This is a genomic window from Mesorhizobium sp. WSM4808 (genome assembly GCF_055811675.1).
Genome location: NZ_JBVVQX010000005.1, coordinates 21,088 through 46,347, shown reverse-complemented (window position 1 = coordinate 46,347; position 25,260 = coordinate 21,088). Strand labels below are relative to the sequence as shown.

General features: G+C 62.6%; 15 protein-coding genes and 1 tRNA gene. 7 read left to right on the top strand and 9 right to left on the bottom strand.

Annotated features, from left to right (window positions below):
- Nucleotides 1-3: 3 nt before the first annotated feature.
- Entirely contained in the window at nt 4-1,005 is a 1,002-nt protein-coding gene (gene trxA / locus AC0L2U_RS10200; RefSeq protein ID WP_473601851.1) for a thioredoxin, read from the bottom strand.
- Nucleotides 1,006-1,089: 84 nt separating this feature from the next.
- Nucleotides 1,090-1,587, bottom strand: coding sequence for a prolyl-tRNA synthetase associated domain-containing protein (locus tag AC0L2U_RS10195; protein WP_473601850.1), 498 nt, complete (start codon nt 1,585-1,587; stop codon nt 1,090-1,092).
- A 245-nt stretch (nt 1,588-1,832) separates the two neighbouring features.
- Here AC0L2U_RS10195 and AC0L2U_RS10190 point away from each other — a divergent pair.
- The 5 genes from AC0L2U_RS10190 (at nt 1,833) to AC0L2U_RS10170 (ending at nt 6,630) form a co-directional block, all read left to right on the top strand.
- Nucleotides 1,833-1,907 (top strand) — tRNA-Gly (locus AC0L2U_RS10190).
- A gap of 363 nt (nt 1,908-2,270) precedes the next feature.
- Complete coding sequence (locus AC0L2U_RS10185; RefSeq protein WP_128363657.1) at nt 2,271-4,148, top strand: adenylate/guanylate cyclase domain-containing protein; 1,878 nt, start codon at nt 2,271-2,273, stop codon at nt 4,146-4,148.
- Between the two features lie 136 nt (nt 4,149-4,284).
- Complete coding sequence (locus AC0L2U_RS10180; RefSeq protein ID WP_292696939.1) at nt 4,285-5,616, top strand: gluzincin family metallopeptidase; 1,332 nt, start codon at nt 4,285-4,287, stop codon at nt 5,614-5,616.
- A 27-nt stretch (nt 5,617-5,643) separates the two neighbouring features.
- Complete coding sequence (locus tag AC0L2U_RS10175; protein WP_127267587.1) at nt 5,644-6,240, top strand: hypothetical protein; 597 nt, start codon at nt 5,644-5,646, stop codon at nt 6,238-6,240.
- A gap of 42 nt (nt 6,241-6,282) precedes the next feature.
- The gene (locus tag AC0L2U_RS10170) at nt 6,283-6,630 is read left to right on the top strand and encodes a hypothetical protein (protein ID WP_473601849.1); all 348 of its coding nucleotides are present in this window, start codon (nt 6,283-6,285) and stop codon (nt 6,628-6,630) included.
- A 47-nt stretch (nt 6,631-6,677) separates the two neighbouring features.
- On the opposite strand, the gene AC0L2U_RS10165 is transcribed toward AC0L2U_RS10170, so the two are convergent.
- Entirely contained in the window at nt 6,678-7,466 is a 789-nt protein-coding gene (locus AC0L2U_RS10165) for a SapC family protein (protein ID WP_473601848.1), read from the bottom strand.
- A gap of 142 nt (nt 7,467-7,608) precedes the next feature.
- Between AC0L2U_RS10165 and AC0L2U_RS10160 the strand changes: the two genes are divergently transcribed.
- The gene (locus AC0L2U_RS10160) at nt 7,609-8,088 is read left to right on the top strand and encodes a DUF6916 family protein (protein ID WP_473601846.1); all 480 of its coding nucleotides are present in this window, start codon (nt 7,609-7,611) and stop codon (nt 8,086-8,088) included.
- A gap of 299 nt (nt 8,089-8,387) precedes the next feature.
- Here the strand turns inward: AC0L2U_RS10160 and AC0L2U_RS10155 are convergent, their stop codons facing one another.
- From AC0L2U_RS10155 to AC0L2U_RS10130, 6 genes are all read right to left on the bottom strand, one after another.
- Entirely contained in the window at nt 8,388-8,918 is a 531-nt protein-coding gene (locus AC0L2U_RS10155) for a GNAT family N-acetyltransferase (protein WP_292660924.1), read from the bottom strand.
- A gap of 18 nt (nt 8,919-8,936) precedes the next feature.
- On the bottom strand, nt 8,937-10,247 hold the full coding sequence (locus AC0L2U_RS10150) for a DUF8189 domain-containing protein (protein WP_292660909.1): 1,311 nt from the start codon (nt 10,245-10,247) through the stop codon (nt 8,937-8,939).
- A 29-nt stretch (nt 10,248-10,276) separates the two neighbouring features.
- Nucleotides 10,277-10,801: a phage tail protein gene (locus tag AC0L2U_RS10145; protein ID WP_128289125.1), complete on the bottom strand. Its 525-nt coding sequence runs from the start codon at nt 10,799-10,801 to the stop codon at nt 10,277-10,279.
- Nucleotides 10,802-10,811: 10 nt separating this feature from the next.
- Nucleotides 10,812-11,318, bottom strand: coding sequence for a phage tail protein (locus AC0L2U_RS10140; protein WP_127399261.1), 507 nt, complete (start codon nt 11,316-11,318; stop codon nt 10,812-10,814).
- A gap of 12 nt (nt 11,319-11,330) precedes the next feature.
- Nucleotides 11,331-11,831 (bottom strand): phage tail protein, encoded by a 501-nt coding sequence (locus AC0L2U_RS10135; RefSeq protein ID WP_127267580.1) that lies wholly within the window; start codon nt 11,829-11,831, stop codon nt 11,331-11,333.
- 194 nt (nt 11,832-12,025) lie between these two features.
- Nucleotides 12,026-24,391, bottom strand: coding sequence for a beta strand repeat-containing protein (locus AC0L2U_RS10130; protein ID WP_473601845.1), 12,366 nt, complete (start codon nt 24,389-24,391; stop codon nt 12,026-12,028).
- Nucleotides 24,392-24,685: 294 nt separating this feature from the next.
- On the opposite strand from AC0L2U_RS10130, the gene AC0L2U_RS10125 reads away from it, so the two are divergent.
- Nucleotides 24,686-25,216, top strand: a complete 531-nt coding sequence (locus AC0L2U_RS10125) for an invasion associated locus B family protein (protein WP_292682937.1) — start codon at nt 24,686-24,688, stop codon at nt 25,214-25,216.
- Nucleotides 25,217-25,260: the final 44 nt, after the last annotated feature.

Sequence of the window (25,260 nt, the reverse complement as noted above, 5' to 3'; positions counted from 1 at the left end):
GGCTCAGGAAAACAGCAGCGCCGACAATTTGCGGCGCGCGGCAAGCGTCGCCTCATCGGTCATGCCCCAGGCTTCGAACAGCTGCAGCAATTGCGTCCTGGCGCCATCCTCGTTCCAGCTTCGGTCGGCCTTGATGATGGCCAGCAGATTGTCGGCGGCGGCCGTACGGTCACCATTGGCGTTCTGGATCATGGCCAGATCGAAACGCGCCTGATGGTCTTTGGGATTTTCCGCCAGCCGGCGCTCGAACTCGGCTGGATTGCCGAGGGCCGCCGCCTGCGCCGCAACCGCCATCCTGGCGCGCAGGGCTGCCAGCGGCGGCGCATCCTTCTTGGCCTCCGGGGCTGTTGCCAAAAGCGCCTCGGCGCCTTCCGTGTCGCCGGCGTCGAACAACAGTTCGCCCAGTCCGGCGATCGCCTCGATCGTCTCCGGCGCCTGCGCCAGGATAGCGTCATAAATGTCGGCCGCGGTCTGCATGTCGCCGGCGGCGCGGGCCTCAATGGCCGCGGCCAGGGCTTCGGCCACTGGCGGCGCGCCGTTGCCCTTGCCGCCGACCTTGGTGATGAATTCGTTGATCTGGCTCTCCGGGATGGCGCCCATGAAGCCATCGACCGGCTGGCCGTCCTTGAAGGCGATGACCGCCGGGATAGACTGGATGCCGAGCTGGCCGGCGATCGAGGGATGGTCGTCGATGTTCATCTTGACCAGCTTGACCCTGCCGCCGGCGGCCTTGACCGCCTTCTCCAACTGCGGCGTCAGTTGCTTGCAAGGCCCGCACCAGGGCGCCCAGAAATCGACCAGCACCGGCTGCCGGCGCGATTCCTGGATGACATCGGCGGCAAAGGCAGCCGTCGTCGTGTCCTTGATCACGTCGGCGGGAGCGGCGGGCGCATCGCCAAGCGCGACTTTCGCCGGCGCCGGCGCGGCTCCACCATACTGTACCGAGGTGGTGTACTGGCCGCCATTGCCGCCAAAGGAGCCGCCGAACGGATTGTTGTCGCTCATCTCTCTACCCTTCCGTGGCGCCGCCGGCCGGCGGCCAGGCGCCCTATGCTTCAGACCATCTGACTCAAGCCATCCATGTGGCGATCACATGGAGACTTTCAAGATAGCAGCATCGTGCCCGGTTGCCTCGACGAATCTGATCAGGTCGCGCGCCGCGATCGATGTCGTCGCCTCATTGGTCAGCGGATGCCCATTGATCACCGCATGCTCCATCAAATCCTCGTCGAGCACGAGCTTGACCCTGTTTGCCGTGTCGTTGATGACGCCAAAGACCGTGACGGCGCCCGGTGTGACGCCGAGCAGCTCCATCAGCATCTCCGGCTTGCCGAAGGAAACCCGGCTGGCGGCGCCGATCACCTGGTGGATCTGCTTCAGGTCGACGACCGCGTCCTCGCCGACGGTGACCAGGAAGAAATTGTCCTTCTTGTCCTTCAGGAACAGGTTTTTCGTGTGCCCGCCGGCGATCTCGCCGCGCAGTGCCTGCGAATCGGCGACGGTATAGAGCGGCGGGTGGCGCTTCGTCGACGTGGCAATGCCGAGTTCGGCAAGAAAGGCCATCAAATCGGCTTCGGTCTTCGGCATCGGTTTCGTCCCGTTTCTCAAGCCAGCCGTTTACGGCCAATGGGGCAGCCGACACAAGACCGTCATGCGACATCATGGTGAGCGGCACCGCCCTTCGCGCTGGCGCCCCGCCGCCCGCCACTCACGCGCCCGCCGGCGGCTTGCCGGCCCCGCGCATCGTGTCGCAAAAAGCCTGCGATTTCCCTGTTGCAATCGCCGCGCTCTTCAGCCATATAGGCCCGGCTTGCGGCCAAGACGCCGCGCGAGCGGGTGTAGCTCAGGGGTAGAGCACAACCTTGCCAAGGTTGGGGTCGAGCGTTCGAATCGCTTCACCCGCTCCAAATCTTCTTTTGATTTGAAAAGCATAAAGGGCCCGGGTAACCGGGCCTTTTTGCTATCTGGCGCCGGGGAGCGGGGGGGACGACGTTTCCAGCCGAAGCCGGGAACGTAGGGCTGCCCATCCGACCTGGGTGTTGAGCCTCAACAGGTTGTCCGCGGGTAGAGCGAGGCGGCTCCGGAATTTGCGTCTAGGGCGATCGATATTCCATGGATAATCGGCCAACGGCTTTCGCTTCCATTTCGCGACCATGACGGCCGAGACCGCGAATCGGGCGCGAGCGACCTCCAGCGGCGTTGGCGCCGAGCAGGTAAATCAGCTAGAACTAACTCAGGCGGAACAATTGTCTGCGATTTCAGGAGACGACATGTCCGAGGAGCATGTTGAGCGTCGGCTGGCGGCGATCCTGGCTGCGGATGTGGTCGGCTATAGCCGCCTTATGGAGGTCGACGAAGAGCACACGCTCAATCTCCTTCGGCAGCATCGACGGGAGTTCTTCGATCCGACCGTCACCAAGCACGGTGGGCGCATCTTCAAAGTGATGGGTGACGGCTTTCTTGTCGAGTTCGGCAGCGTAATTAATGCGGCGCGCTGCGCGGTCGAGATCCAGCGCGGCATGCCCGAGCGGAATGCCGGCATCCCCGAGGACCGGCATTTCAAGTTTCGCATGGGCATCAACCTTGGCGACATCATCGTCGACGGTGATGATTTCCAGGGCGACGGTGTCAATCTTGCGGTGCGGCTGCAGGGCCTCGCGATGCCCGGCGGCATTGCCTGCTCGGAAGCGGTGCGCCATGCGGTCGGCAACAAGCTGGGCGTCGACTTCGCCGATCAGGGCACCAGGACCGTCAAGAACATTGCCCAGCAGGTGCATGTCTACTTCGCCAACTGGGACCAGGGCGTGTCTTATGTCGAGACGCATGTTGCGGCCAGAACCGTCCAGACGCTGGCGCGGTCCGACAAGCCGTCGGTGGCGATCCTGCCATTCGCCAATCTTAGCGCTGATCCCGACCAGCAGTATTTCAGCGATGGCATCACTGAAGACATCATAACCGACCTCTCGAACGTCTCCGGCCTGTTCGTGCTCAGCCGCAATACAGTCTTCGCGTTCAAGGGCAGGACCGACAAGATGGAACGCATCGCCAGGGAGCTTGGCGTCGGCTACATTGTCGAGGGCAGCGTCCGCAAGGCGGGAAACCGGGTCAGGATCAATGCCGAGTTGATCGAGGGCGCCACGGACGGACACGTTTGGGCTGCCCGCTACGACCGCGACCTCACCGACATCTTCGCCGTGCAGGACGAAATCGCCAAAGCGGTCGTGGCGCAGCTCAGGGTCAAGCTCCTGCCTGAGGAGAGGAAAGCTATCGAGCAGGCGCCGACGGACAATGTGGAAGCCTATACGCATTACCTTCGAGGGCGCGATTACAGCCACATCGCGACCAGAGCCAACCACCTGATGGCCAGACAAAGCTATATCAGGGCCATTGAGCTCGATCCGGGCTATGCCCGTGCCTATGCAGGTCTGGCGGTCTGCGACGTACGCCTTCAGTCGAACTACGGCTCACCGATCCATGTGGACGACATTCTCGCGACCGCGGACAAGGCCCTGGCCCTGGACGCGAATTTGGCCGAAGCGCATTCAGCCAGGGGCTTTGCCCTGTCCCTCGCCGATCGCCGTTCCGAGGCCGCGGCGGCGTTCGAACAGGCTCTTACGCTCGACGCCAATTGCCACGAGGCCAATCGTTACTATGCCGAGTTTTGCGTAACCGGCGGCCAGTTCGAGTTCGCCGCCACGTACTTCATGCGCGCGATGGAAATCAAACCGTCCGACTACGGCGCACCGGTGATGCTGGTGAACGTCTTTCGTACTCTCGGCCAACAGAACGACGCGGAGCTTTATGCACGAATCGCATTGGAGAGAGCTGAAGAGGAACTCCGTTTGCATCCCGAGAACGCCAATTGTGCCTGCCTAGGGGCTATCGTGCTGGCCTTCCTTGGTGAACGCGATAGGGCGGCCAAGTGGCTTGACCGGTCTCTGGCGATCGACCCTAACGATATCAACGTCCAATACAACGCAGCTTGTACCTATGCGTTGCTGGGGGAGTTCGAACGTTCGATCGACCTTTTGGAAGCGTGGCTGCCGCAGGCTGGCGCCGAGATGAGACTCTGGTTCAAGAACGATTCCGATTTCGCCTCTGTTCGTAGTCATCCTCGCTACCAGAAGTTGCTCCAGCTGCTGCAGTAGCGATACGCATTGTTCTTGAGTCAAATTGTCGCCGATAATCGAGAATCAGCCTTCAGGAAGATTTACCCGACAAACCAACGCCCTCGCCATCCCGCGGATATTATGTTACGTAACTAATATAACCGAGAGGTGGGGAATGGGTACCCGGTTCAGGTTGTTCGTTCAGCCTCCGTTCGAAGACCCTACGTCAAGTCCCGAGATCATTACGGTTTCGTCCCCGCGAGGCAGTGTCGGACCTGGCCCATCCGACGATCGTATGTATGTCGTCGAGCCGGCCGACAAGACGCGGCCCTATGGCGTCAACCACGGTCCGTTGGGCACGCCCTTCATCTCCCTGCCGCCCTGGACGCGAGCGATCCTCGATCCGGCCATTCCCGACGAGGAAGGCAACTTCGATCACTATCAGCCCTCGACGCCCGGCTTCGAAGCAGCGCACGCGTTCGGATGCGTGCGCTTCACGCTCGACGTTTGGGAGCGTTACATCGGCCAACCGCTCGTCTGGCATTTCCACGATCACCACGACCGTCTGGAAATCTCGATCCTGCCGGATTGGGACAACGCTCAATACGGCTATGGCTTCCTCGAGCTCGGCAGCCAATTCACGAAAGACGGAAGCGCGCTCCCCTTCAGCCTCGACTTCGATATTATCGCGCATGAGGTTGGCCATGCGTTCGTCTACAGCGTCCTCGGCATACCCAAGCCGGGAGCTGAGTTCCCCGAATATCTGGGCTTTCAGGAGGCCTTTTCCGACTGCGTTTCGTTGATCGCGGCCATGCATTTTCCATCCGTGATCGAAAACGTTCTGACGGTGACGCGTGGGAACCTCTACATCGCCAATCAACTCTCTCGCTTTTCGGAATTTTCACCGCACCGCCAGATACGCGAGGCCAACAACAAGCAGACGATGGCCGATTTCGCGGACGGCTGGACCGACGAGCATGCCTTGTCGCAACCTCTAACTGGCGCGGTCTTCGACATTCTGGTCGATGTCTTTCACGAGAGCTTGGTGGATCGAGGACTGATTTCGCCGGAGGCCGAAGATCTTGCCGACCTCGCCGAGATCTACCCAACCGCCGAGGCGCCGCTCCAGAAAGTCTTTGACCGCGATTTCACGCGCAATCCAGACGGTTTCGTCGAAGCGCTGCTCGACGCGCGCGATATCGTGGGTGCCTATCTCGCCGAGACACTGTGGGCTCTCGCCCCGGATTTCCTGGACTATCGTGACGTGGCGAGAACGATGCTCGCGGTCGACGACCGTGTGACCGGAGGAGAACTATCAAGCATCATCTTCCGGGATTTCGACCGAAGAGGGATTTTTCGCTACCGTGCCGGGCCTCGCCTGACGAAGCCAGACCGAAAGAGCCATGTTCATGAGGGTCGAACCGCTCGTCCACGGGATCAGGTGCGTCTCCCGGATATGAGCTATTTCGAGAAATATTGGATGTCCAGAAGTGGCGCCGAGCTTTGATCGACATTGCAGAGGATGGGGTGATCCATGATAACTGAAACCATTTTAAATACCTCGGCCATACACTTGTTCGGTAGAGTTCTTGAAGATTTGAAGCTGAAGAAGAGGATCGATGGGGGACGGCCTCCAAGACCTGGCAATAACAGATTCCTGCAGAACCAGATCGACGCCTCCGGCAGCCTGCTGGCAAGGATCTATGCATTCACCTTCGAGGCGCAGTTCTACGAGCTGGCCAGACCGACCATACTTCTTGTTCATGGGCCTGGCACCGCGGTTGATTATCCAGCTCCGGCGGACACCGATCTGAAGGTCATGAGCCGCGGTCCAAGCGACCCTGCCTATACCGGACTGTCATCGCAGATAGGCTCATTTGCCCGCGGAATGCAGGTCTGGGTGTACGACAAGAGTGACCTGACAATGCGGCTGGAGCTCGACACGGGAACGCTCGAAGATGTTCTGTTGGGTGCAGAGCTGGACCCGCATTCGTTTGGCCGGTCGGGTGGAGCAATGGGAAGATCTGGTGGTGCGATGGGGCGATCGGGCGGCGCCATGGGCAGGTCTGGCGGTGCGATGGGGCGGTCCGGCGGCGCCATGAACCGCAACGGGCGCGGCGATCTCGACTAGCGTTCCCGATTGTCATTTGAGAATGCCAAAGGGAGATGGATCATGGCAAGAGTAGATATAGTTCGCGTCGATACACCTGAAGGGAATGCTGTAAGAGCCGGAGAGCCGATTACTGTGAGCGTGACGGTCTCCCCGGATCGGAGTTGGTTTAACGACACAGAGCACTTGGTAATCGACTTTATTTATGCTGACACTTCAGAAATAGCCTCATGTTTATTGATCAACGACAACGACACTAACATCGAAGACACAACAACAATTAACTTTAAGCTTAAAGCGGAATCCGGCGCTCTGACCGGAGAATACTATGTTCGGATCACAAACAATTACTTCGAGGAGACCATCGTAAGCGGCCCTGAAGACGGAACTATCACTGTGTCCTCAAGTTAATCACTTGCGCTGTTGTCACGATCAATCTACTGCGTGCCAGGGTGAAATCAGCTCGCTGGCCGCCCCGCCTTCCGCAGCGACGCCTGATGCACCAGCGAGGTCCAACTGTTGGTCGAGGCGAGATGGCAATAGAGCAGGCCGAGCGCGCCTGATTTTCGCAGGTCGAGAAACGCCTCGTCGCTCAATTTGTTGAAGGCCGGCTCGTCGATCACCTGGAAATCGGTGAGGTTGAGCACCTCGCCGCCTTCCAGTGTCACCTTGCTCTGGCGTGGCGAAAACAGGCCGTGCGCATCGATCTTTTCGACCATCTCGCGAGTCGCTCGGAAGTCGATCTGGAACTGGTTGCAGAAGGCGAGCGCCTGTTTGGTCGGTTCGGTCGGCTCGTTGCCGGAGAAGAACGGCAGGATCTTGTCATCGCGGGACGGCGCCAGCAACTGGTCGACGATGCGGTCGCTGGTCCGTTCGACGCACAGCGTCAGCCGGCCGGCCGATGTCGGGTCTTCGGCAAGGATGAAGGGATAGCGGCGGACATAGGCGGGGATGTAGTGCGGCGCGGTCCATTTGCCTTCGGCATCGACGAACAGGTTCTCGTTCTGGCGCACGCCGGTGATGATCACCGGCGCCTTGCCCGGGCCGATGAAGACGATCGGGTAGGAGCGCATCGCCGCCGGCATTTCCGACGCCACCACCGGAATGGCGTGCGCCGAGCGGGCGAAGCCGAAATCGCTGCGCGCGGTCAGGCCCAGCGAGCCGTGCCGCGCCGGGTTGAGCGCCTCGGGCCTCGAATAGAACAGCGGCATCGCGTCGCCCGTCACTTCCGTCTTTGCATCAGCCATCATCCGTCTCCCGCACGCCCATCAGGCTGCCAATGGTCCCGAAGCCGGGATCTATGCTTGTTTGCGCTGATCTTGGGTCGAAAGGAACCCCGCGCAGGAACAAAGTACTACAGCGTCTCTCCCGCGCATAAAAGGACAGGCGGTGCTGTATTTTGGGATTGCGGCGGTCGATTGTCTTGGGGACACGACCGCCAGCCTGCACGCCTCTGGACAGCTTGCGGCGAAGCGGCGACAGTGCCTCCGCTGGAGCAATTCCAGGAAAAGTGTGGAGCGGTTTTCCCCTGGCAATTGCGAAGAAACAAAAGCCGAATCAGCGATCCGAACGCTGAACCGCTCCAGCGGACAGATTGAGGCAAACGGGATGGCGGATTTCGAGCAGGGACAAACCTTCACCATAGAAGCCGGGGGCCAGCAGATCCCGCTCGAACTGAGTGCGGTCAAGCCCATCGCCGCCAGCCCGCGCCCGGGTGGCGGTTTCTCGCTGCTGTTCAAAGGCCCGCGCGACATCGCACTGCCGCAGGCGACCTATCTTTTCACGGGGGAAAGCGGCAGCCACGAGATCTTCATCGTGCCGGTCGCCGCCGATGCGACGGGGCGGCTGTACGAGGCGGTGTTCAATTAGGACCCAGTTTTGGGCTTCATGCAGGCCTATCGCATCGTGACAGGGCCTAATGCGACAATCCTTGCCGCCGGCGCCGCCCCTCACTGTCCTGCCGGACATTTCTCCCCGTAAACGGGGCGAGAGTGGCTGGCTGCGACGCCGGCGCCTTTCTTGCAACGCTGGAGATTGGCGAAATCCGCGATGAAAGCGTCCCTCTCCCCGTCACTGTATGGGGAGAGGATGCCGGCAGGCAGGTGAGAGGCAGCGCAAACGATGACCATAGACAATGATCGCATCTGCCAACAAATCGGTTCCGACGATCATAAATCGTCGCCCCCCGGCGGCGCACAGGCCATCAGGTCATAAACGCCCTTGTCCTCGACGACCGCGAAGCCGAGCGCGACATAAAGCCGTCTCGCCGGATTGTGCTTCTCGACATGGATCGACGCTGATTTGCCGGCTAACCATGCCTCGTCGATGAGGTCGCAGAGCAGCGCGGTGCCGTAACCCTTGCGGCGATGATGCGGCAGGAAGGCGATGTCGATGATGCGGTGCTGGCTTGGCCAGCGCTCGATATAGAGGCGGCCGATGTCTTCGCTATCGCGTTCCACCACCAGCCAATCGGCCTCGGGATAGTGTTTTCGGTAATGCGCGTGCTGGGCCTGGAACTGCATGCCGAGGAATTCGGCCTTCTGCGCCTCGCTCCACGACGTCACCGCGAGTTCTTCGAAGCGGGTCGAGGCATAGAGCCGCGACAGGAACGGCAAGTCCGCCTCCACTGCCGCACGAAAGCGGAGCCCGGCCGTGTCAGACCGGGGCCAGACCGGACGGGCCTGCTTGCCTTCCGCCACGCTGCCGGAAATCAACCGTCAGACCGGCGGCGTCAGGTCGCGCACGACGACGATCTGCTTGAGATTATTGTCGGTCAGCGACGTCCAATTATACTCCCATTCGGAACTGTCGACGCCCATCTGGTTGATCGTCCACAGCCCGTTGGTGCCGTCCGGCATGAGCGCCAGGCTGAACAAAGCGAGCCGGCCGTCGGCATTGTAGTTGAGCGTCAGGCGCGTCGAGCGAAGGGATGCGCCGAAATCGCGCCATCCCGACCAGTTCTGGGTATAGGCATCCCATTGCGCGTTGAATTGGAGGAAGTGCTGCTGGTCGGCCGCGACCAGCACGATATCGCCGTCGCCCTGGATGCCGGCGGCAAGCGCCTGGTTGGGCGCCCTGGAGTAGCCGGGTGTCGCCCACTGCGTCCACGTATCCGATCCGGCGGGCATCTGGCGCGTGTGCAGCACCTGGCCGTTCTGGGTCAGGGCGAACAAATTGGTGGCGCCCAATGGACCGATGACCGGCGCCATCTCGATGAAGCCACCTGTCTGGGTCGTGTCGATCTGCACCCAACCCGTCCAGTCGGCGGCCTTCAAGGCCTGCGCCTTCGCCTGCTGGCAGCGATAGAGATGCAGGTTCGAATTGATGCCGAACAGCGCGATGCGGCCGTCGCCCTGGCGTATCGCCGTGACCGTCACCAGCCCGCCGGGGATCTGGATCCAGTCGCTCCACGGTTTGGCCGGCGGCGTCAGCACGTCGACGGTGACGACGATCGGGGTCGTCGTGCCGGGCGGCGTGATGGTTTTCTGCACCTGCACGATCTGGTCCGGATTCTGGTAGATCCACCAGATGCGGCCCTGATTGTCGGTGACAAAGACCTCGATGCGGCCATCGGCATCGCGCGCCATCGAAAGCTTCTGATAGGAGGTGGCGCCGGGCGGCGTGCCGATGCTGATCGGCGCGGTCCATTTCTCGACCGGGCCGATCTGGTTGGCGTCTTCGGTGATGAAGGACAGATTGGTGGTTCCCGATGGCTGCGCGACCACGGCGACACGGCCGTCCTTGGTGAGGCCCGCCGTCATGATCACCCAGGCGCCGGGCGCGATGAACGACCAGGCCGAGGGCCATAGCCCGTTCGGCGAAAGCTGCGCTTTCTGGATCAACTGCCCCTTGGCGGAATCGATCCCCACCACCATCAGCCGCGACAGTTCGAAAAACGACGTGCCGGCCGGCTTGTGCTGGAAAATGGGTGGAGGGCTGGACGGCGCCGGGCGGGCCCTGGAAGCCGCTTTCGGCGCCGGCGTCTTCGCTGCGGGGACCTTCGACTTCGGTTCTGCGTTCTTGGCCATCGTACGGTCCTGCCCTTTCGGTTCGGAATTCAGCTTCTTGGCGGGAAGACGCCCTGCAGCGCGATGCAGAAATAGCAGGTGAGATAGGGCTGCATATTGTTGTGCGGCTGGTCGCCGCCGGCAGGGGGGAGCGCTTGAGGGCTCATCTGCGTCAGGTTGGCCGCCGGGGTATAGATTGTTGCGTTGGTGGATTTGGCCAGGCTTCGCGTCGATGACGGCGCATTGAGTTCGCCCAGGTCGATGTCATGGTCGCGCATCGCGTGGGTGTGGTTAGGAATCTCCGATTCGAGCAGGCTTACCGTTTCCGTACCGCCGGTCTCGCCGAGATCGTGCAGCGAAAGCCCTGGTCCTTGCCCCGGGTGCATCGGCAAGCGGCCCTGAAGGTCGGGCAAAGCAAAATTGCTTTTGCCATTGCCGCCATAGGTCGTGCCCAGCAACGAGAACAATGCCGTGTTCTGCGACAGCGGCAGCAACTGCCCGTCGCACCACGCCCAGCCCCTGGGCGCGAAATAAAAGGGGAAGATTCGGATTTCGGCGACGAACGGGTCAGCCATGATGTCCCTCTCAGGTCGGCGACGGAAAGATGCCGAAAAGTGAAATGATAAAGCTGATGCAAAGATACGGCTGGAAATTGTTGTGCGGCTGGCTGCCGCCAACGGCTGTTACAGCCTGCTGGGCCATGTCGGTATCGGTCGTGTCCTGGATGTAGGGCAAGGCGCCACCGCCAATCTGTGCAACGACCTTCCCGCTGGGACTTGTATCTTGACCAATGTTCAGGGACGCGACCATCGGATGGCTGTGTGAAGGAATCTGGGAAATTGTCAGATTGACTTCCTCCACGCCTCCCGTCTCCGCAAGAATAAAGCCGCTGCCCTGATGGAGCGGAACACGGCCTTGCAGGTCGGGCAGCGCGAAGGTGCTCTGGCCATCGCCGCCATAGGTCGTGCCAATCAGCTGGAACAGTGTCTCGTTCTCCGAGATCGGCAGAAGCTGTCCCTCGCAGAACATCCAGCCGGCCGGCGCAAAATTGCCGGCAAACATGCGTATCTCACCAACATAAGGCTGTGCCATGATCGCGCCTCCTTAATTCGGCGAAGGGAAAATGCCCTGCAGGGCAATGCAGAAGCTCAGCGTCAGGAACGGCTGCATGTTGAGATGTGCCTGACTGCCGCCGACACTGGTAATTGTGCTCGGGCTCAGCGTCGTCACGTTCGCGAAATCGCTATACAGCCGCCCCGGAACCACCCCCAAAACGTTCCCCGCACCATCCTGGCTGCTACCGGTGTTTGTGCTTGCCTGCGCAAAGTGAACGTGTGTCGGTATTTCGGAAATCGACAGCGTATGGCTTTGCTCGCCACCGCGCTCGCCTAGTGTGTGACCGCTCCCAACGTGGATCGGGATACGTCCCCTATAATCGGGCAGCGCGAAATTGACTTGGCCGTCACCGCCGAAAGTGGTTCCGAGCAGTGAAAATAGCGCCTGGTTTTGGTTGATCGGCAAAAGCTGCCCGTTACAGAGCGCCCAACCCTTGGGCGGGAAGACAAAGGACATAATCCTGATTTCCGATAGAAATGGCTCGGCCATGTCTCGCGCCCTCATTAGATATCAGAAGAATACACGGAACGACATAGAAGTCTACTTGGGTTTCTAACAAACCAAGTACTATTATAAAATAATAGACAGTATTTAAATAACGAGAGGCGCAGGAAGGCAGTGTATACCCAAGGTTGTAGATCGTCGCACCGAATGGTGGCCTTTCTACCTCATCAACGTAGCCATCATGGGAACGGCGGCGTGGCAAGCCCGGTAAATCCGCTCGTTTGCGCCGTCGCGGTAGATGCAGAAACAACTGTATTGCGGCCGTTCAGATAAGCGATCACGGCAGCAGTATCCATGGCGCCCCCAGCATAGCCGCTAAGGTTGATTGTCCCGTTGTTGCGCTGACGTACCCGGATGTCACCAGCCGCCATGGTGCCGCCAAGCGAATGCGTAAAGATGTTCGCGAGCGCGCCGGCGCCGCCTATGCTCAGATCGACGGATGCACCATTTCCCTCCGGGTCCGTGACGGCTGACTGGACGAGAATGCCAGCAACTGCATCTCCGGTCCCATCCAGTTTGATGTCAATCGCGTTGCCGGTTATCTGGGCCAGGATGCTGCCGGCGCCGTCCTGTCCGGTCTGGACAAGGATGGCGCGTTGCGTGCCGGCATAGTCGATGGAGTTGTTTTTGATTCCGACCCGCATGGCGCCGCCGCCGGCATTGAATACGGATATGCCATCCGCTGTCAGCCCGTTTGCGACCGTGATGGTATTGCTTTCAATTCGAGCGTCAAAAGTAAAGCCGTTGTCGAACGCCGACCCGAGCAGGCTCACCACGACGAAGTCGCCCGCCGCCGCGCTGCTCAGCGTGTTGCCGGTGGCGACGAGGCTCACATCGCTGTTGTCCCCGGCGCTGACGGACAGCTGATCGTTGTTGCTGCTCGAAGTGCTGTTGATGACGTTCAGGTTCATTGTGGAGTTGTCGAATGCATCGGCGACGATGCCACCGCTGAAGTTGTTGCTCGAATTGGCACCCGAGAAGTTGATCGTGGCGTTCGACGTTCCACGGATGCCGAACAGATACCCGCTGCCAAGCACGGCGCCAGTCGAGCTGCCGCCTGAAATCGTCAGCGCGAGCGTGCCGGACTGGGTCTGCAGCTGGAAGTTGTCGTCGCCGCTGCCTGTGATCGTGGTGTTGGTGACCGCGCTGGTGCCGGACATGTTGTAGAAATGGATGCCATCTTCGTCCGCTCCATTGCCCGCATTCGATATGCTGCTGTTGCTGAGCGTGAAGTTCGAAACGGTATTGCCGTTGATGCCTTGCTCGGCGCCGCCCGAAATGGCGATCCGGTCCAGCGTCGCCGTAGAGACGTTTTGAAGATGGATGGCCGCGTTGGTCGTGAGGTTGTCACCAGTCGAAAGCCCCGAATTGTCGGCATCGAGATCGTCGGTGCCGGCATTGGTGAAATTCATGTTCTTCAGCGTGATGTTGCTCGCGCTGATGAAACTGGCGCCGCGCCCGGTTGTGTTCTGAATTGTGCCGCCCGAGCCGGCGGTGGTGCCGACACCTGTAACGGTCAATCCACCCGAGCCCGTATTGTTGAGCACGATGCCGTTGGTGCCGCCATTCGCCGAAATGCTCTGGAAATTCAGCCCGCTGGCGCCGATATTCGTGTTGACGACGTTGAGCGCCGTGCCTGTGCCGGAGGTGATCGTGTTGCCGGTGCCCTGCACCGTCACCGTGCCGCCGCCGGTCGCGTTGAAGCCGTCGCCGCTCGTTGTGGTGATAACCAGCCCGCCATTGGTGAAGTTGATGGTGGCGCCGGGGTTGCTGGTCATGATGACGGCGGCGTTGACACCGGTCGAGAGCGTCTTGACCGCGCCGCCGAAGTTGATCGTGCCGCCGGCGTTGCTGAGCACGGCAATGCCCAGCCCGCCGTCGTTGCGAGTGATCGAACTGGCGCTGTCGAAATTGACCGAGCCGCCGGCCATGCCGCGGATGTTGGCGACATTGCCGCCAGGGTTGGTGATGTCGACATTGTTCAGGTTGACGACCGCGCTGACGTCGTCATTGCCTGGCGTGCCCTGGTCGCCATCGACGACGAAGGCATTGTTCGCAGCCCCCGCGTCGGTCTGGATGGCGACATTGTTGAAGGTGTAGGTGCCGGTCGCATTGTTGGTCGAATCGCCGAGAATGGTGATGCCGGCCGTGCCCGTCAGGCTGGCATTGTTGACGGTGACGCTGCCCGCCGCGCCGTCGATCACAATGCCGGTGCCGCCGGTGTCGTTGAGCCCGTTCGCCACGGCAGTGGTGAAATTCACCGAACCGCCGGCGGTGTCGGCGACGACGATCATGCGCTGGCCGGCGGTGGCTTGCGTGATCGTGCCGGCATAGGTGACGGTGGCGGTGCCGCCATTGACGTTGAACGCCGTGCCGCTGGGGCTGATGATCGAGGTGCCGGTGCCGAAATTGAACGTGCCGCCCGAGCCGTTGAGGATGTCGACGCTGGCATTGCCGCCATTCAGCGTCATCGTGCCGACGAAATTGTAGATGCCGTCCGCATTGTCGAACTGCAGGCCGGTACCGTTCGTCGCCGACAGCGTACCGGTGGCGAAGTTGAGCGTGCCGCTGTGGCCGCCCGCCACGCTGACCAGGGTGGCATTGTTCGACTGGCTGACATTGCCGGTATAGTTGAGGTTGGCGGTGCCGCCGCTGACAGCGATGGTCGCCGCGCTGCCGCCGACCAGCGTGCCGGCGCCGAGATTGATCGTCCCCGACCCGATGACGTTGGTGAGGACGACGGCGCTGTTGCCGCCGGCGCCGTTGCTGGTCGAGGAAAAATTCATGCCGGTGGCCGCGACGGTGACGCCGCTCAGGTTCATCGCCACACCGGTGCCCGTGGCGATGGAGTTGCCCACGCCGGTGACGCTGATCGTGCCGGAGCCCGTGGCATTGAAGCCGGCGCCTGCCGAGGTCACGATCGCCAGCCCGCCGCCGCTGAAATTGACCGTCACCGGGGCGCTGTTGCCGGCAATATCGACGCCAAGCCCGCCGCCGCTCATGCCGATGGCATAGCTGGCGCCGCTGATGTTGTAGGTGCCGCCGGTGTTGGCGGTGATCGATATGCCGGTGCCCCCACCGGTAAAGCTGTTCGAGGCGCCGGACACCGTCACCGTACCGCCTGCATTGTTGTTCAGCGATACGCCCAGCCCGCTGGCCGTCAGATTGCCACTCAGGGCGACGAGGCCGGCGCCGGCAAGCCGGCTCTGGACATTCAGCGCCGGACTGAATGCGCCCGAATTGTTGACCGTGCCCGAATAGCTCACGGCAGCCGTGCCGCCGACGACATTGAACGACGCGCCCGTCGCCCCGCTGAGCGCGCCGGTGCCAAGTTCAACAATGCCAGTGACATCGGTCAGGCTGACATTGTTGACGCCACCGGCCGACGAGGTCGAATCGAGCGCGATGGTGGCGGCGACACCGGAGAGATTGATCGCTGTGCCGCCGGTTGCGTTCACCGTCTGGGCGGCAGCCGTAGCGGTGATGCTCATCGTGCCGGCGGTACCAAGGATGCCGGTGCCCGTGGTGGTGTCGACGGTGACGCCGCCGGTGAAGTTGATCGTGCCGCCACTCTGCGAAATGCCGACGCCGCTGGTCGTGTCGATGTTGGCGAGGCCGGAGATGTTGAGCGTACCGCTCGCCACCTGAATGCCGCCGCCGCTGGTCACGGTGTTGCCCAGCGTCATCGTGTTGAAGTTGAACGTGCCGGTGTTGCCGGCGTTGATTGCCATGATGCCGCCGGTCGCCGCCGCGGTGACGGTGGTGTTTCCGGTGACGGTGAACGTACCCGCGACGCCGTCAAAGATGATGCCGCCGCTGCTGCTGCCGGTGGAGGTGACGGTGCCCAGCACCAGGTTGACGGTCAGCGGATCAAGATCGAGTGCGGCGCCGCCGCTGGTCGAGACGGTGCCGCTGCTGCTGTTTAGCGTGAAATTGGTAGTCTTGGTGTTGGCGACCACGCCAGTGCCGGCAGTGTTGAAGACGATGAATGCGCCGAGATCGACCGTGCCGCTGGTGTTGGTGAAGCTGAGGCCGTTGCCCTGGACCCGCGCGCCTGGCGTGCCGACGCCGAGCGTGCCGGCACTGACGGTGCCACCGGCGCCATCGGAATCGAAGCGGACATTGTTGAAGGCGATGCCGCCGCTGCCGGCGCCCCCGGTCGCCGTGTTGCCGGCAAACGACCTGATCGCGATCGAGTTCAGGTCGGCATCGACGTTCTGGCCGGTGAACGACGCAGCCAGTCCGGACGCGGTCGACCTGAGCGTGTTGCCGTCGATCGAAAGCAGAAGCGTATTGGCCGGAGCTCCCGTGGTGGAGAAGTCGAGCGCGTTGCCGCCGGCGGTGATGGTGTTGTTCCTGACGAAGAAACTGGAGGCGCCGGTCGCGTTGACGGCAACGCCCGCACCGGAACCGAGATTGCTGACGATCAGGTTCTGGATGCCGCCCGTGAAGATGCCGCTGCCTGATGACGCCAGATTGATGACCTGCGTGGCGTTATTGCTCTGCAGGACCGGCCGCAGCGTGTCGATGCCCGCCGGCGCCGCGATGATCGGCGAATTCTGCACCGTGGTGAAGTGGAACGCCGGCGACGCGCCGGCGCTGGTGTCGACCCCAAGCTGCGAGACATCGATCGCCGCGTCGTTGCTCTTGAAGGCGAGCAGCACCTGTCCGTCATCGAGCTGGAACGACGTCGCGCCGAGGTCGATCGTCGCCTGGCCGCCGTCGACGGTCTTGTCGATCAGCACAATGACATTGGCCGAAGACGTCTGGGCGTTGGCGTAGGTGCCTGGATTGAGCAGACTGCCGTCGCCAAGGGCGGTGGCATCGGCCGTGACATAGTAGACCTTGTAGGAGGACAGGTTCGAAATGTCGCCATCGAAATTGACGTCGTTGAAATTGTAGTCGCCGTTGGTCGGCAAAGTGTCGGTGGCGTGGATGACCTGGCCGCCTGTGGTCTTGATCGACGATTCGGCCGGGCCGGCGCCGTCGCCGAACACGAGCTGGGCGTTGGTGGCGCTGGAGAACTGGACGCCATAGCCGACATTGTCGATCTTGGAGGTCTGTCCCGCCGGATTGTTGTTGACCGTGTCGCCGAGCTGGATCGTGCCGGTGCCGGTCGTGTCGGCCATGTCGATGCCGATCGTGCCGGCAAAACCGCCGCCGTCGACGTCGAAATCGCCAGCGGTGATGTTGCTCGCGCCGAGCGACGCGCCGTTGAGGTCGAGACCGATGGTGTTCGCCGCGCCAAGCCCGATGTTCAGGCTGGCGAAATTCAACGTCGAGCCGAGCGTGCCGGAAATGTCGACACCGCGCGCATTGGCACCGGTGATGCCTAGCAGGTTGACCGTGCCGAGATCGATTACGCCGCCGCTGACATTGTTGAGCGATATGCCGGTCGCCGCGCCATTGACCGAAATCGTATCGAACTTGATACCACCGGCGCCGACCGTCGCGCCTTTCGCCCCGGCGACGACCGCCGTCGCGTCGCCAAGCTTCAGCGCCGTGCCGCCGTTCGTGGTCGTGATGGTGTTGCCGGCGCCGGTGACGCTGACTGTTCCCGAACCGAAGGTGCTGGCGGTGAAGCCGGCGCCGCTGCTGGTGGTGATGACAAGGCCGCCATTGGTGAAGGCGAGAGTGCCCTTGGTCTGCGGGTCCATCACGTACGACGGTGCCTTGACGATGGCATCGTTGGCGCCGGTGTTGAATATCTTCGACGTGCCGGAGAAGGTGACCGTGCCGTTGGCCGAGCCGCCGATGGCGACACCCTCGCCACCGCTGTGATCGATGGTGCTCGAAATATCGTATATGCCTTCGGCATGGCCAAAGAAGTCGAAGGCCGTCGATGACGTGGTGGAAACGACGGAACCGCTCATGTTCAGACGGGTCGCATCGCCCGTGGCGCTTAACACCGCGCCCACACCGACCGTGATCGAACCTTTGTAGGTCAGCGTGGTGAAGGCCAGGTCATTGCCGCCGCCGAGGCTGATAGCCGAGAGGGTGGTATTCGTGATGCTGGCGCTGCCGTTGATGCCGACGTTGACGGTCCCGCCCTGCGAGCTCTGTATGATGCCGAACTGGCCGCCATCGATGGTCAGGGTGGATCCGGCGACATTGGCGATGTTGACGGTACCAACCTCGGGACCGCCGATATTGAACCCGGCATACTGGACGTCGAGATCGATCGTCCCGGTGAAATTGACCTCTCCGGTGCCACTCAGGGCGTACAGCCAGGCGCCGGTGTATCCAGTATCCCTCAGGCCGCCGATGTTGACATCCCCGACGAGATTGGCGCCCAACAGCGTCACTCCGGCACCGCCGGGGTCGCCGGGAAGGGGGATCGTGGAGTCCGCCGAGATGCTGTCGAAGGTAATGCCGGCGCTGCCGACATTGGCACCATACACAGCAAGCCCGTCGCTGCCGGCATTGATCTTGTTGCCCGCGCCGGTGACGGTAATAATGGTGGAGGTTGCGCCAGCCGGGCCTAAATCGCCAATTGCGACGAAGCCCGCCCCGGCCATTGTCGATATATCAAGGCCGCCATGGGTGAAGTCGATCGTGCTGTTGGTATTGAGTGCCGGGGCGCCTAAGCCGTAATTGCCAATGATGCCCAAGCTCACGCCGTCCGTCGCGCCCGAGCTGATCACCTTGCTGGTGCCCGAGAAGGTGATCGCGGCTGCGTCGTTACCGGCAACGACGATGTTGCCGCCGGCGGACGCATTGGTATCGGCCAGATTACCCGACAGCGTCACCGAGCCACCGGTCATGCTCTGGATCGACGCCGCGGCGCCCGTGCCGTTGCTGGCAATCGTGCCGCCATAGGAAATCGTCGCGTTGCCACCGCTGCCGGCGATCGTCGAGCCGACATTGAACGACGTGCCCGAACCGGTGTTGGTCAGCGTACCGGTGCCGAAGCTTGCGGTGCCGGCCAGGTTCTGCAGGTCGATGCCGCTGCCGGAAGCGAAAGTCGCACTTGTCGAGGCGAAGTTGATACCGGCCGTGATGCCGTCGAGCGCCACCGCCTGCGCGTTGGTGGCGTTGATCGTGCCGGTCGTGACATTGACCGTGCCGCCGCCGCTGGCGCTGAACGCCGTCGCGCCCGATGTGGTGATGTCCAGATCGGCGAAGGTGACCGTAGAGCCAGCGTTGTTGGTAAGCGAGGCACCATTGCCGTTGACTGTGACCTTGTCGGTGAAGTTGATCGTGCCGCCGGTGCGGTTGGCGATCGAGATGCCGCCGCCGGTCAGCGTGCCCGCCGGTCCGCTGTTGGGCAAGGTGCCGCGCGTGACCGTGATGTTGCCGGCGCCGCCATCGACGTCGAGCAGCGTGCCGGCGACGTTGACGTTGTTGTCCGTGATCGACAAATTGCTGTCGAGGCCGGCGACCTTGAACGCCGTCTGGCCGGTGGCGACATTGCTGACCGTGACGCCCTGGATGACGATGCCGCCGACATTGCTGAAGCCGCCGGCATTCTGGTCGATGGTGAAGACCGAACCGCTGCCGCCGGTGAAGTCGAACGCGGTGTCGCGCACCTGGTTGCTGCCGAGCAGCTGCAACGTATCGCCGCCCGTGCTCTTGACCACGCCCTCATTGCCGGTGACGTTGCCACCGGTGGCGCCGAGATTGCCCTGGACATTGATCGGCTGGATGGTGCCGGAGGTGATGATCGAACTGCCGTTGCCGAAGCCGGTGATCGACTGGCCCGAATCGAGCGTGAACGGCGTGGCGCTCAGATCGACCGTGCCGACAAAGGCGAAGGTCAGTGTGCCGGTCATGGCATCGGCCTGAGCGGCCGTGACCGTGGTCACCGCGGCGCTGAGCCCGTTGGTGCCGGCAGCGATCACGCCACCGTCCTGGGAAATCATGACGACCCCGCCGACCGCGCTGGCCAGATTGGCGCTGCCGGTGAAGGCGACATCATCGAAATCATAATTGCCGAGCGTCGGATCGAGCCCGATCGTGTCGACCGTGTAGCCGCCACTGGCCGCTGTGATCGAGGATTGCAGCACAGTCGCGTCGCCGTCGCCGAAGGTGAAGTTGGCGTTGGCCGACGTCGCCGTCGTGCCGCCCGACGACAGTTCGACGCCGACACCAGCATTGGAAATGCTGGAGCCCTGCAGAAAGGTGATGGTCTTGTTGCCCGTCGTCGATGACAGGTCGATGCCGCGCGAGGTGAGGTCGCCGGTGCCGGTGATCGTTGTCACGCCGAAATCGGCCGTGGTCGATGAACCGCTGAAGTCGATGCCGGTCTGGTTGGCGCCGGAGCCCATCGTCACATTGGTTGTTCCAAATGTGACATCGGCATTGGTCAGGGCGAAGTTGATGCCGGCTGGACCGACGGTCGAACCCATCGTCACGCTGGTGGTGCCGAAGGTGACGGCGCCGGCATTGTTGGTGATGTCGATGCCATTGCCCGTGGCGCCCGACACGGTCACCGCCCCGAAGGTCGCCGATGCGGTGCTGGCGACATTGGCGACGGCCAGGCCGGTGGCAGTGGCGCCGGTGATCGACAGCGGAGCTGTGACGTTCAGCGTCGCGGTTCCGGCAAGGCCGGTGACGACGGCGCCACCGCCGCCCGTCGCAGACAGCGTCGAGCCGATGAAGCTGATCGCGCCGCCGACCGGGGGCAGCGTCGAGCCGATCGCGAAAAGATTGCCGGTGCCGGTCGAGGTGATGCTGCCGCTGAAGGTCGCCGAGCCGCCGGTGGTGCCGTCGACCTTGAGCGCCGTGCCTGGCACGGTTGCCGAGCTGGAGATGTTGGCCGCCACACCGATTGTCGCGCTGCCACCGGAAACGACGACACCGTCGCCAGTGCCCGAATTGGCGATGGCGCCACCGAGGATCGCGATCGAGCCGGTGTTGTTGGTCAGGCTGACATCGGTGCCCGCGACATTGGTCGTCACCAGATTGGTAATGGTGAAGGTCGATGACGAAGCGTTGATTGCAAGGCCGTTGATGCCGCCACCGGTGCCGCCGATGGTGACATTGCCACCCAGGAACGGGCCGCCCGAAACGGCATTGAAGTTGAGCGCCGTGGCTTGCGCAACACCTGTCGTGATGCTGTCGAACGCCATGCCGCCGGTGCCGATGGTGACGCCGTCGAGATTGATCGCGTGGCCGGTGCCGGTGGTGATCTGCTCCGTGCCTGCGGCCGCGACTGTGATCGTGCCGCCCCCGGTGGCGCTGAAGCCGGTGCCGGTCGTCGTGGTCAGATCCAGCCCGCCGGTGAACTTGATTGTGCCGCCGGTGTTGCCGCTCAGGTTGATCGCAAAGGCGGTGGCGGTGCTGGCGGTGATCGCTCCACCGAACGTGGCGCTGCCGCCGCTCATGCCGGAGATCCCCACCGCGCTGGTAGCAGCGGTCTGGTTGATGGTGCCGTTGTAGGTGACGTTGGGCGTCGAGTTGCTGATGGAGAAGGCGTTGCTGCTCGTGTTGGCGATGGAACTCCCGACCCCGAAGGTCAAGGTTCCGCTGGAGCTGCCGACGATGCCTATGCCTACGCCGCCGCCGGTGATGTCGAGATCGTCGAAGGTGGCGATGCCGTCGAAATTGTTGGCGGACAGCGCCGCACTGGTGGCGTTGGTGATCTTGGTGTTGCCGGTGAAATTGACGGTCGCGCTCGAACCGACAAGCACGATGCCGATTTCAGATGCGGTCTGGACGGTCAGGTCGTCGACCGAGACCGTACCGGTCACTCCATCGAGGAAGAGGCCGGTTGCGACATTGCTGACCGTCACGCCCTGGACGGTCAGGCCATTGATGCCCAGGCCGTGGATGCCGGCGGCGGCGCCCCCGGCAATATTGAAATCGAGCAATGTGTTGCCGTTGCCCAGCGTCACGACATCGCCGCCGCCGGAACTGGTCAGCGTTGCCGCGCCCGCGGAATCCGAGATGGATTCGTCATGATGGACGTTGGTGCCGGTGACATTCAACGGCACCCCGCCGAGCGAGAACGCGCGGCCGTTGCCGAACGACGCAAGTTCCTGTCCGTCGCTCAGCGAGAAGCCGGTGGCGTCGTCGATCGTCCCGCGGTTGACCAGGACAATGATGGCGTCGCTGGCGGTAATGCTGTCGGCATAATCGATCGAGGCGAGGTCGGTGATGGACGTGCCGCCGCCCGAAGCCCCGGCCGCGACGAAGATGTAATTGCGCAGGTCGTAGAGTTGCGGGCCGGCAAACTGTGTCGTGCCGAAGGCGTAGTGGCCGCTGCCCTCATTGAGCCCGCGCGCATCGAGCGAGGCGGTGATGCCGGAGATGGAGCTGGAACCGCCGCCAAAGGTGAACTCGGCGTTGGCCGAATTGGCGGGCGACCCCGCTAGGCCGAAGCGCACGCCGGTATCGACATTGGTGATAACGCCGCCATCGGTGACGGTGATCACCGCGCCGCCGACGCTCGGCGAGGTCAGGTCGATGCCGATCGAGCCGGCAGCACCGGTGCCGGTTATGTTGAGCGACTGGGCGGTGAAACTGGTCTTGGATCCGGAGAAGTCGAGGCCGGTGCCGACACCCAGTCCGGAGATGACGATGTTGCCGGCGACCACCGCCGCATTGACGCCGGCAAACGAGATGCCGTCGGCGCCGGGATTGGTGATGTTGATGTCGCCGAAGCGGATCGCCGCCGGCGAATCCGAAATGGCGATCGCCGGCCCGGTCGTGTTGGAGATCGTCGTCGCACCGTTGACGGTGAAGCTGCCCGCGACATTCTCGAGCACGACACCCGACGTGCCGCCGCTCTGGCTGATCGAGTCCAGCACGACATGAGCGGTGATCGGATCGATGAAGACGGCCGTGCCGCCATTGCCCGATACGGTGCCGCCGGTGGTTGTGAACGTCCCGCCGGTCGACGTGCCCTGCACGGTGATGCCGCGGTCAGTATTGTCCTGCGCATTGACGGTGGCGAAGGTGTAGGTGCCCTTGCCGCTGATATCGAGACCGTCGTCGAGATTACCCTGCAGCAGCGTCGTGCCGGTGAAATTGTAGGTGCCGTCGCCGTCGATGTGCAGGCCGTCGAGACCGTTGCCGGTGGCGGTGAAATTGGAGCCGGTGATGCCGGTCGAGCTGCCGGTGAAGTCGGCGCCGTTGCCGCCCGCACCGGTGACCGTCACATTGGTCAGCGTCGCGCCGGTGATGTTGTTGCCGAAAATGCCGTCGGCGCCGCCGGTGATGGTGATGCCGTTGAGCGTGTTGCCGTTGCCCAGCGTGATGACCGGGTTGGCGACGTTGGTGCCCTGGATCGTGCCGTCGCTGCCGCCCAGGTTGAAGGTGCTGGTGCCGCCGCCGAAAAGCCTGGCGGTGACGCTTTCGCCGCCGCCGATGACGGTCTGTCCATTGGCAAGCGTCACGCCGCCGGTCGTCAGATTGCCGTTGCCGCCAAGCGCGACGACAAAGCCGTTCGCACCCGACTTGGTCACGGCGTCGTCCAGAGTCGTCGGGTCGGCCAGCGTGCCGGCGCCGGCGAGGCCGCCATCGGCGAAATAGAACTTGCCGAAGGCGTCATTGGTGGCGGCGTTGATCGCGACACGCGTCGTCGAGCCGCCGGTCAGCGTCTGCGACTGGACGCGGACGCCGATATCGCCACGCACGCGTTCGTTGACGCGCTTGCGCAGGCCTTCGCTGACCGGATAGACCGGCTCCGGCCCGCTATCGGCCCCATTTTCGGCTCCATTGTCCGAGCCGCTGCCGGGATTGAACGGGATGTTCAGCCGCACACTGCCGGCGAACTGGGTGTCGTCGCGATTGTCGTTGCGGACCTCGCCGGCGAAGACCAGTTCCGTGTTGCTGCCGAAGACATCTCCGATCGTATACTCGAACCCGGCCTTGCCGCCGGTGACGCTGCCGTCGTCGCCGTGCGGGTCCTCGAAATGATAGCCGCCGATGTCGAGCCGCAGCGAATGCTTGTCGGGCAGGGCGACCGGCACCTGCGCACCGATCTCGCCCTCGATGCCCCACGCCGCGTAGTCGCGGTGGTCGAGGACCGAGATCTGCTCGATCAGCTGGTTGCTGACCATCGACAGGGTCGAGCTGGTCGAGTGATCCGTCGAATCGCCCTTGATCGGCAGATAGACGTTCACATGCGCATCGAAATGTGGCGTGATTGCCTCGGCGCCCAGCGTGGCCGCGGTGAACTGGGTGGAGTTGTAGTTCTCGAGGTTGAGATAGGCGTAGCCGCCGATCATCAGGTCCGGGTTGACGATGCGGCGAATGCCGAGGCCGACATCCTGGCCGGAACCATCCTTGAAATCATGCTTGGCCCGGACATCCAGGAACAGCACGGATTCGGCCGTCTGCTTGAGCGGGATGAAACCTTCGAGCGCGGCGTTGCCGCCATTGTTGTCGGCGCCGATGATGGCGCGGATCTGCGGCTGCCACAGGCCGTTCGGATCGGCATGGGCCGTCAGACCGGAAAGGCCGAGCGCCAGCGTCGTCAGCGCCGTCGTCTTCCAAAGATGCCTGGCGATTTGCGAACGGCGATAGCCAGCGCGAACGTGGAAATCCTCCCCACGCGCCGCTATCTCAACAACTTGCCGAGAAGTCTCGGTAGTTCCCATCCCTGGCGAGTCCTTCGGGGACTACACGCGCCCCGTGTAGATTCTTACTCGAATTCTATTGTATAGCGAGTCCTGGCCGATCCGATTTCTAGAGCTTTCCTGCAAAATTGCTCGCTGTGTCTGAAAGGCCACAGTAATTTCGCCGGCTTGCTTGCCTCCGGCTCGGCTTTCGGAACAGTCGCCAGTGTTGTATCAAGCCATGCTCGGGAGAATACCGGGGCGCGGCGAGGAAACATGCAAGGCATCCGGCAAAACAACATGGCACTTACTTTAGCTCGATCTAATTTACTTGGCATGGCCGCGGGGCTGGCCGCCCTGTGGCTTGGTCTGGCCGCCGGCCCAGCCCTTGCCGAAGATGCCAAGCCGGCCCAGCCAAAGCCGGCTGAAACCAATGCAAAACCGGCCGATGCCAATCCGTGGGCAGTGAACTGCTCCTCCGGTTCGGCGACCACCGAGCTTCAGTGCCAGGTGTCGCAGAACCTGACCGAGGCCAAGACCGGGCAGCGCGTGCTGACCGTGACCGTGCGCCGCGACAACGGCAATGGCAGCCTCGCCATGCTGCTTGCCCTGCCGCACGGCCTGTTCCTGCCGTCCGGCGCCTCCTTCCAGATCGACCAGGGCCAGAAGACGACGATTGCCATCCAGACCAGCGACCAGAACGGCGCCTATGCCGCCACGCCGTTGTCGGCGGATCTCATCAAGGCCATGAAGTCCGGGACCAATCTGAACATCGGCATGGAATCGGTCACCCGCAAGCCGGTCACCATCCCGGTGTCGCTGGCCGGCTTCACCGCCGCCGTCGCCAAGCTGGAATCGATCAAGTAGCTGCTGTCAGCGGCTTGATTGTGCGCACCCGGAATGCTCCGTTG

What these genes read in the sequence shown, in the direction of transcription:
- trxA (WP_473601851.1), bottom strand. Translation starts at nt 1,005, where the DNA reads ATGAGCGACAACAATCCGTTCGGCGGCTCCTTTGGCGGCAATGGCGGC.
- AC0L2U_RS10195 (WP_473601850.1), bottom strand. Translation starts at nt 1,587, where the DNA reads ATGCCGAAGACCGAAGCCGATTTGATGGCCTTTCTTGCCGAACTCGGC.
- AC0L2U_RS10185 (WP_128363657.1), top strand. Translation starts at nt 2,271, where the DNA reads ATGTCCGAGGAGCATGTTGAGCGTCGGCTGGCGGCGATCCTGGCTGCG.
- AC0L2U_RS10180 (WP_292696939.1), top strand. Translation starts at nt 4,285, where the DNA reads ATGGGTACCCGGTTCAGGTTGTTCGTTCAGCCTCCGTTCGAAGACCCT.
- AC0L2U_RS10175 (WP_127267587.1), top strand. Translation starts at nt 5,644, where the DNA reads ATGATAACTGAAACCATTTTAAATACCTCGGCCATACACTTGTTCGGT.
- AC0L2U_RS10170 (WP_473601849.1), top strand. Translation starts at nt 6,283, where the DNA reads ATGGCAAGAGTAGATATAGTTCGCGTCGATACACCTGAAGGGAATGCT.
- AC0L2U_RS10165 (WP_473601848.1), bottom strand. Translation starts at nt 7,466, where the DNA reads ATGGCTGATGCAAAGACGGAAGTGACGGGCGACGCGATGCCGCTGTTC.
- AC0L2U_RS10150 (WP_292660909.1), bottom strand. Translation starts at nt 10,247, where the DNA reads ATGGCCAAGAACGCAGAACCGAAGTCGAAGGTCCCCGCAGCGAAGACG.
- AC0L2U_RS10145 (WP_128289125.1), bottom strand. Translation starts at nt 10,801, where the DNA reads ATGGCTGACCCGTTCGTCGCCGAAATCCGAATCTTCCCCTTTTATTTC.
- AC0L2U_RS10140 (WP_127399261.1), bottom strand. Translation starts at nt 11,318, where the DNA reads ATGGCACAGCCTTATGTTGGTGAGATACGCATGTTTGCCGGCAATTTT.
- AC0L2U_RS10135 (WP_127267580.1), bottom strand. Translation starts at nt 11,831, where the DNA reads ATGGCCGAGCCATTTCTATCGGAAATCAGGATTATGTCCTTTGTCTTC.
- AC0L2U_RS10130 (WP_473601845.1), bottom strand. Translation starts at nt 24,391, where the DNA reads ATGGGAACTACCGAGACTTCTCGGCAAGTTGTTGAGATAGCGGCGCGT.
- AC0L2U_RS10125 (WP_292682937.1), top strand. Translation starts at nt 24,686, where the DNA reads ATGGCCGCGGGGCTGGCCGCCCTGTGGCTTGGTCTGGCCGCCGGCCCA.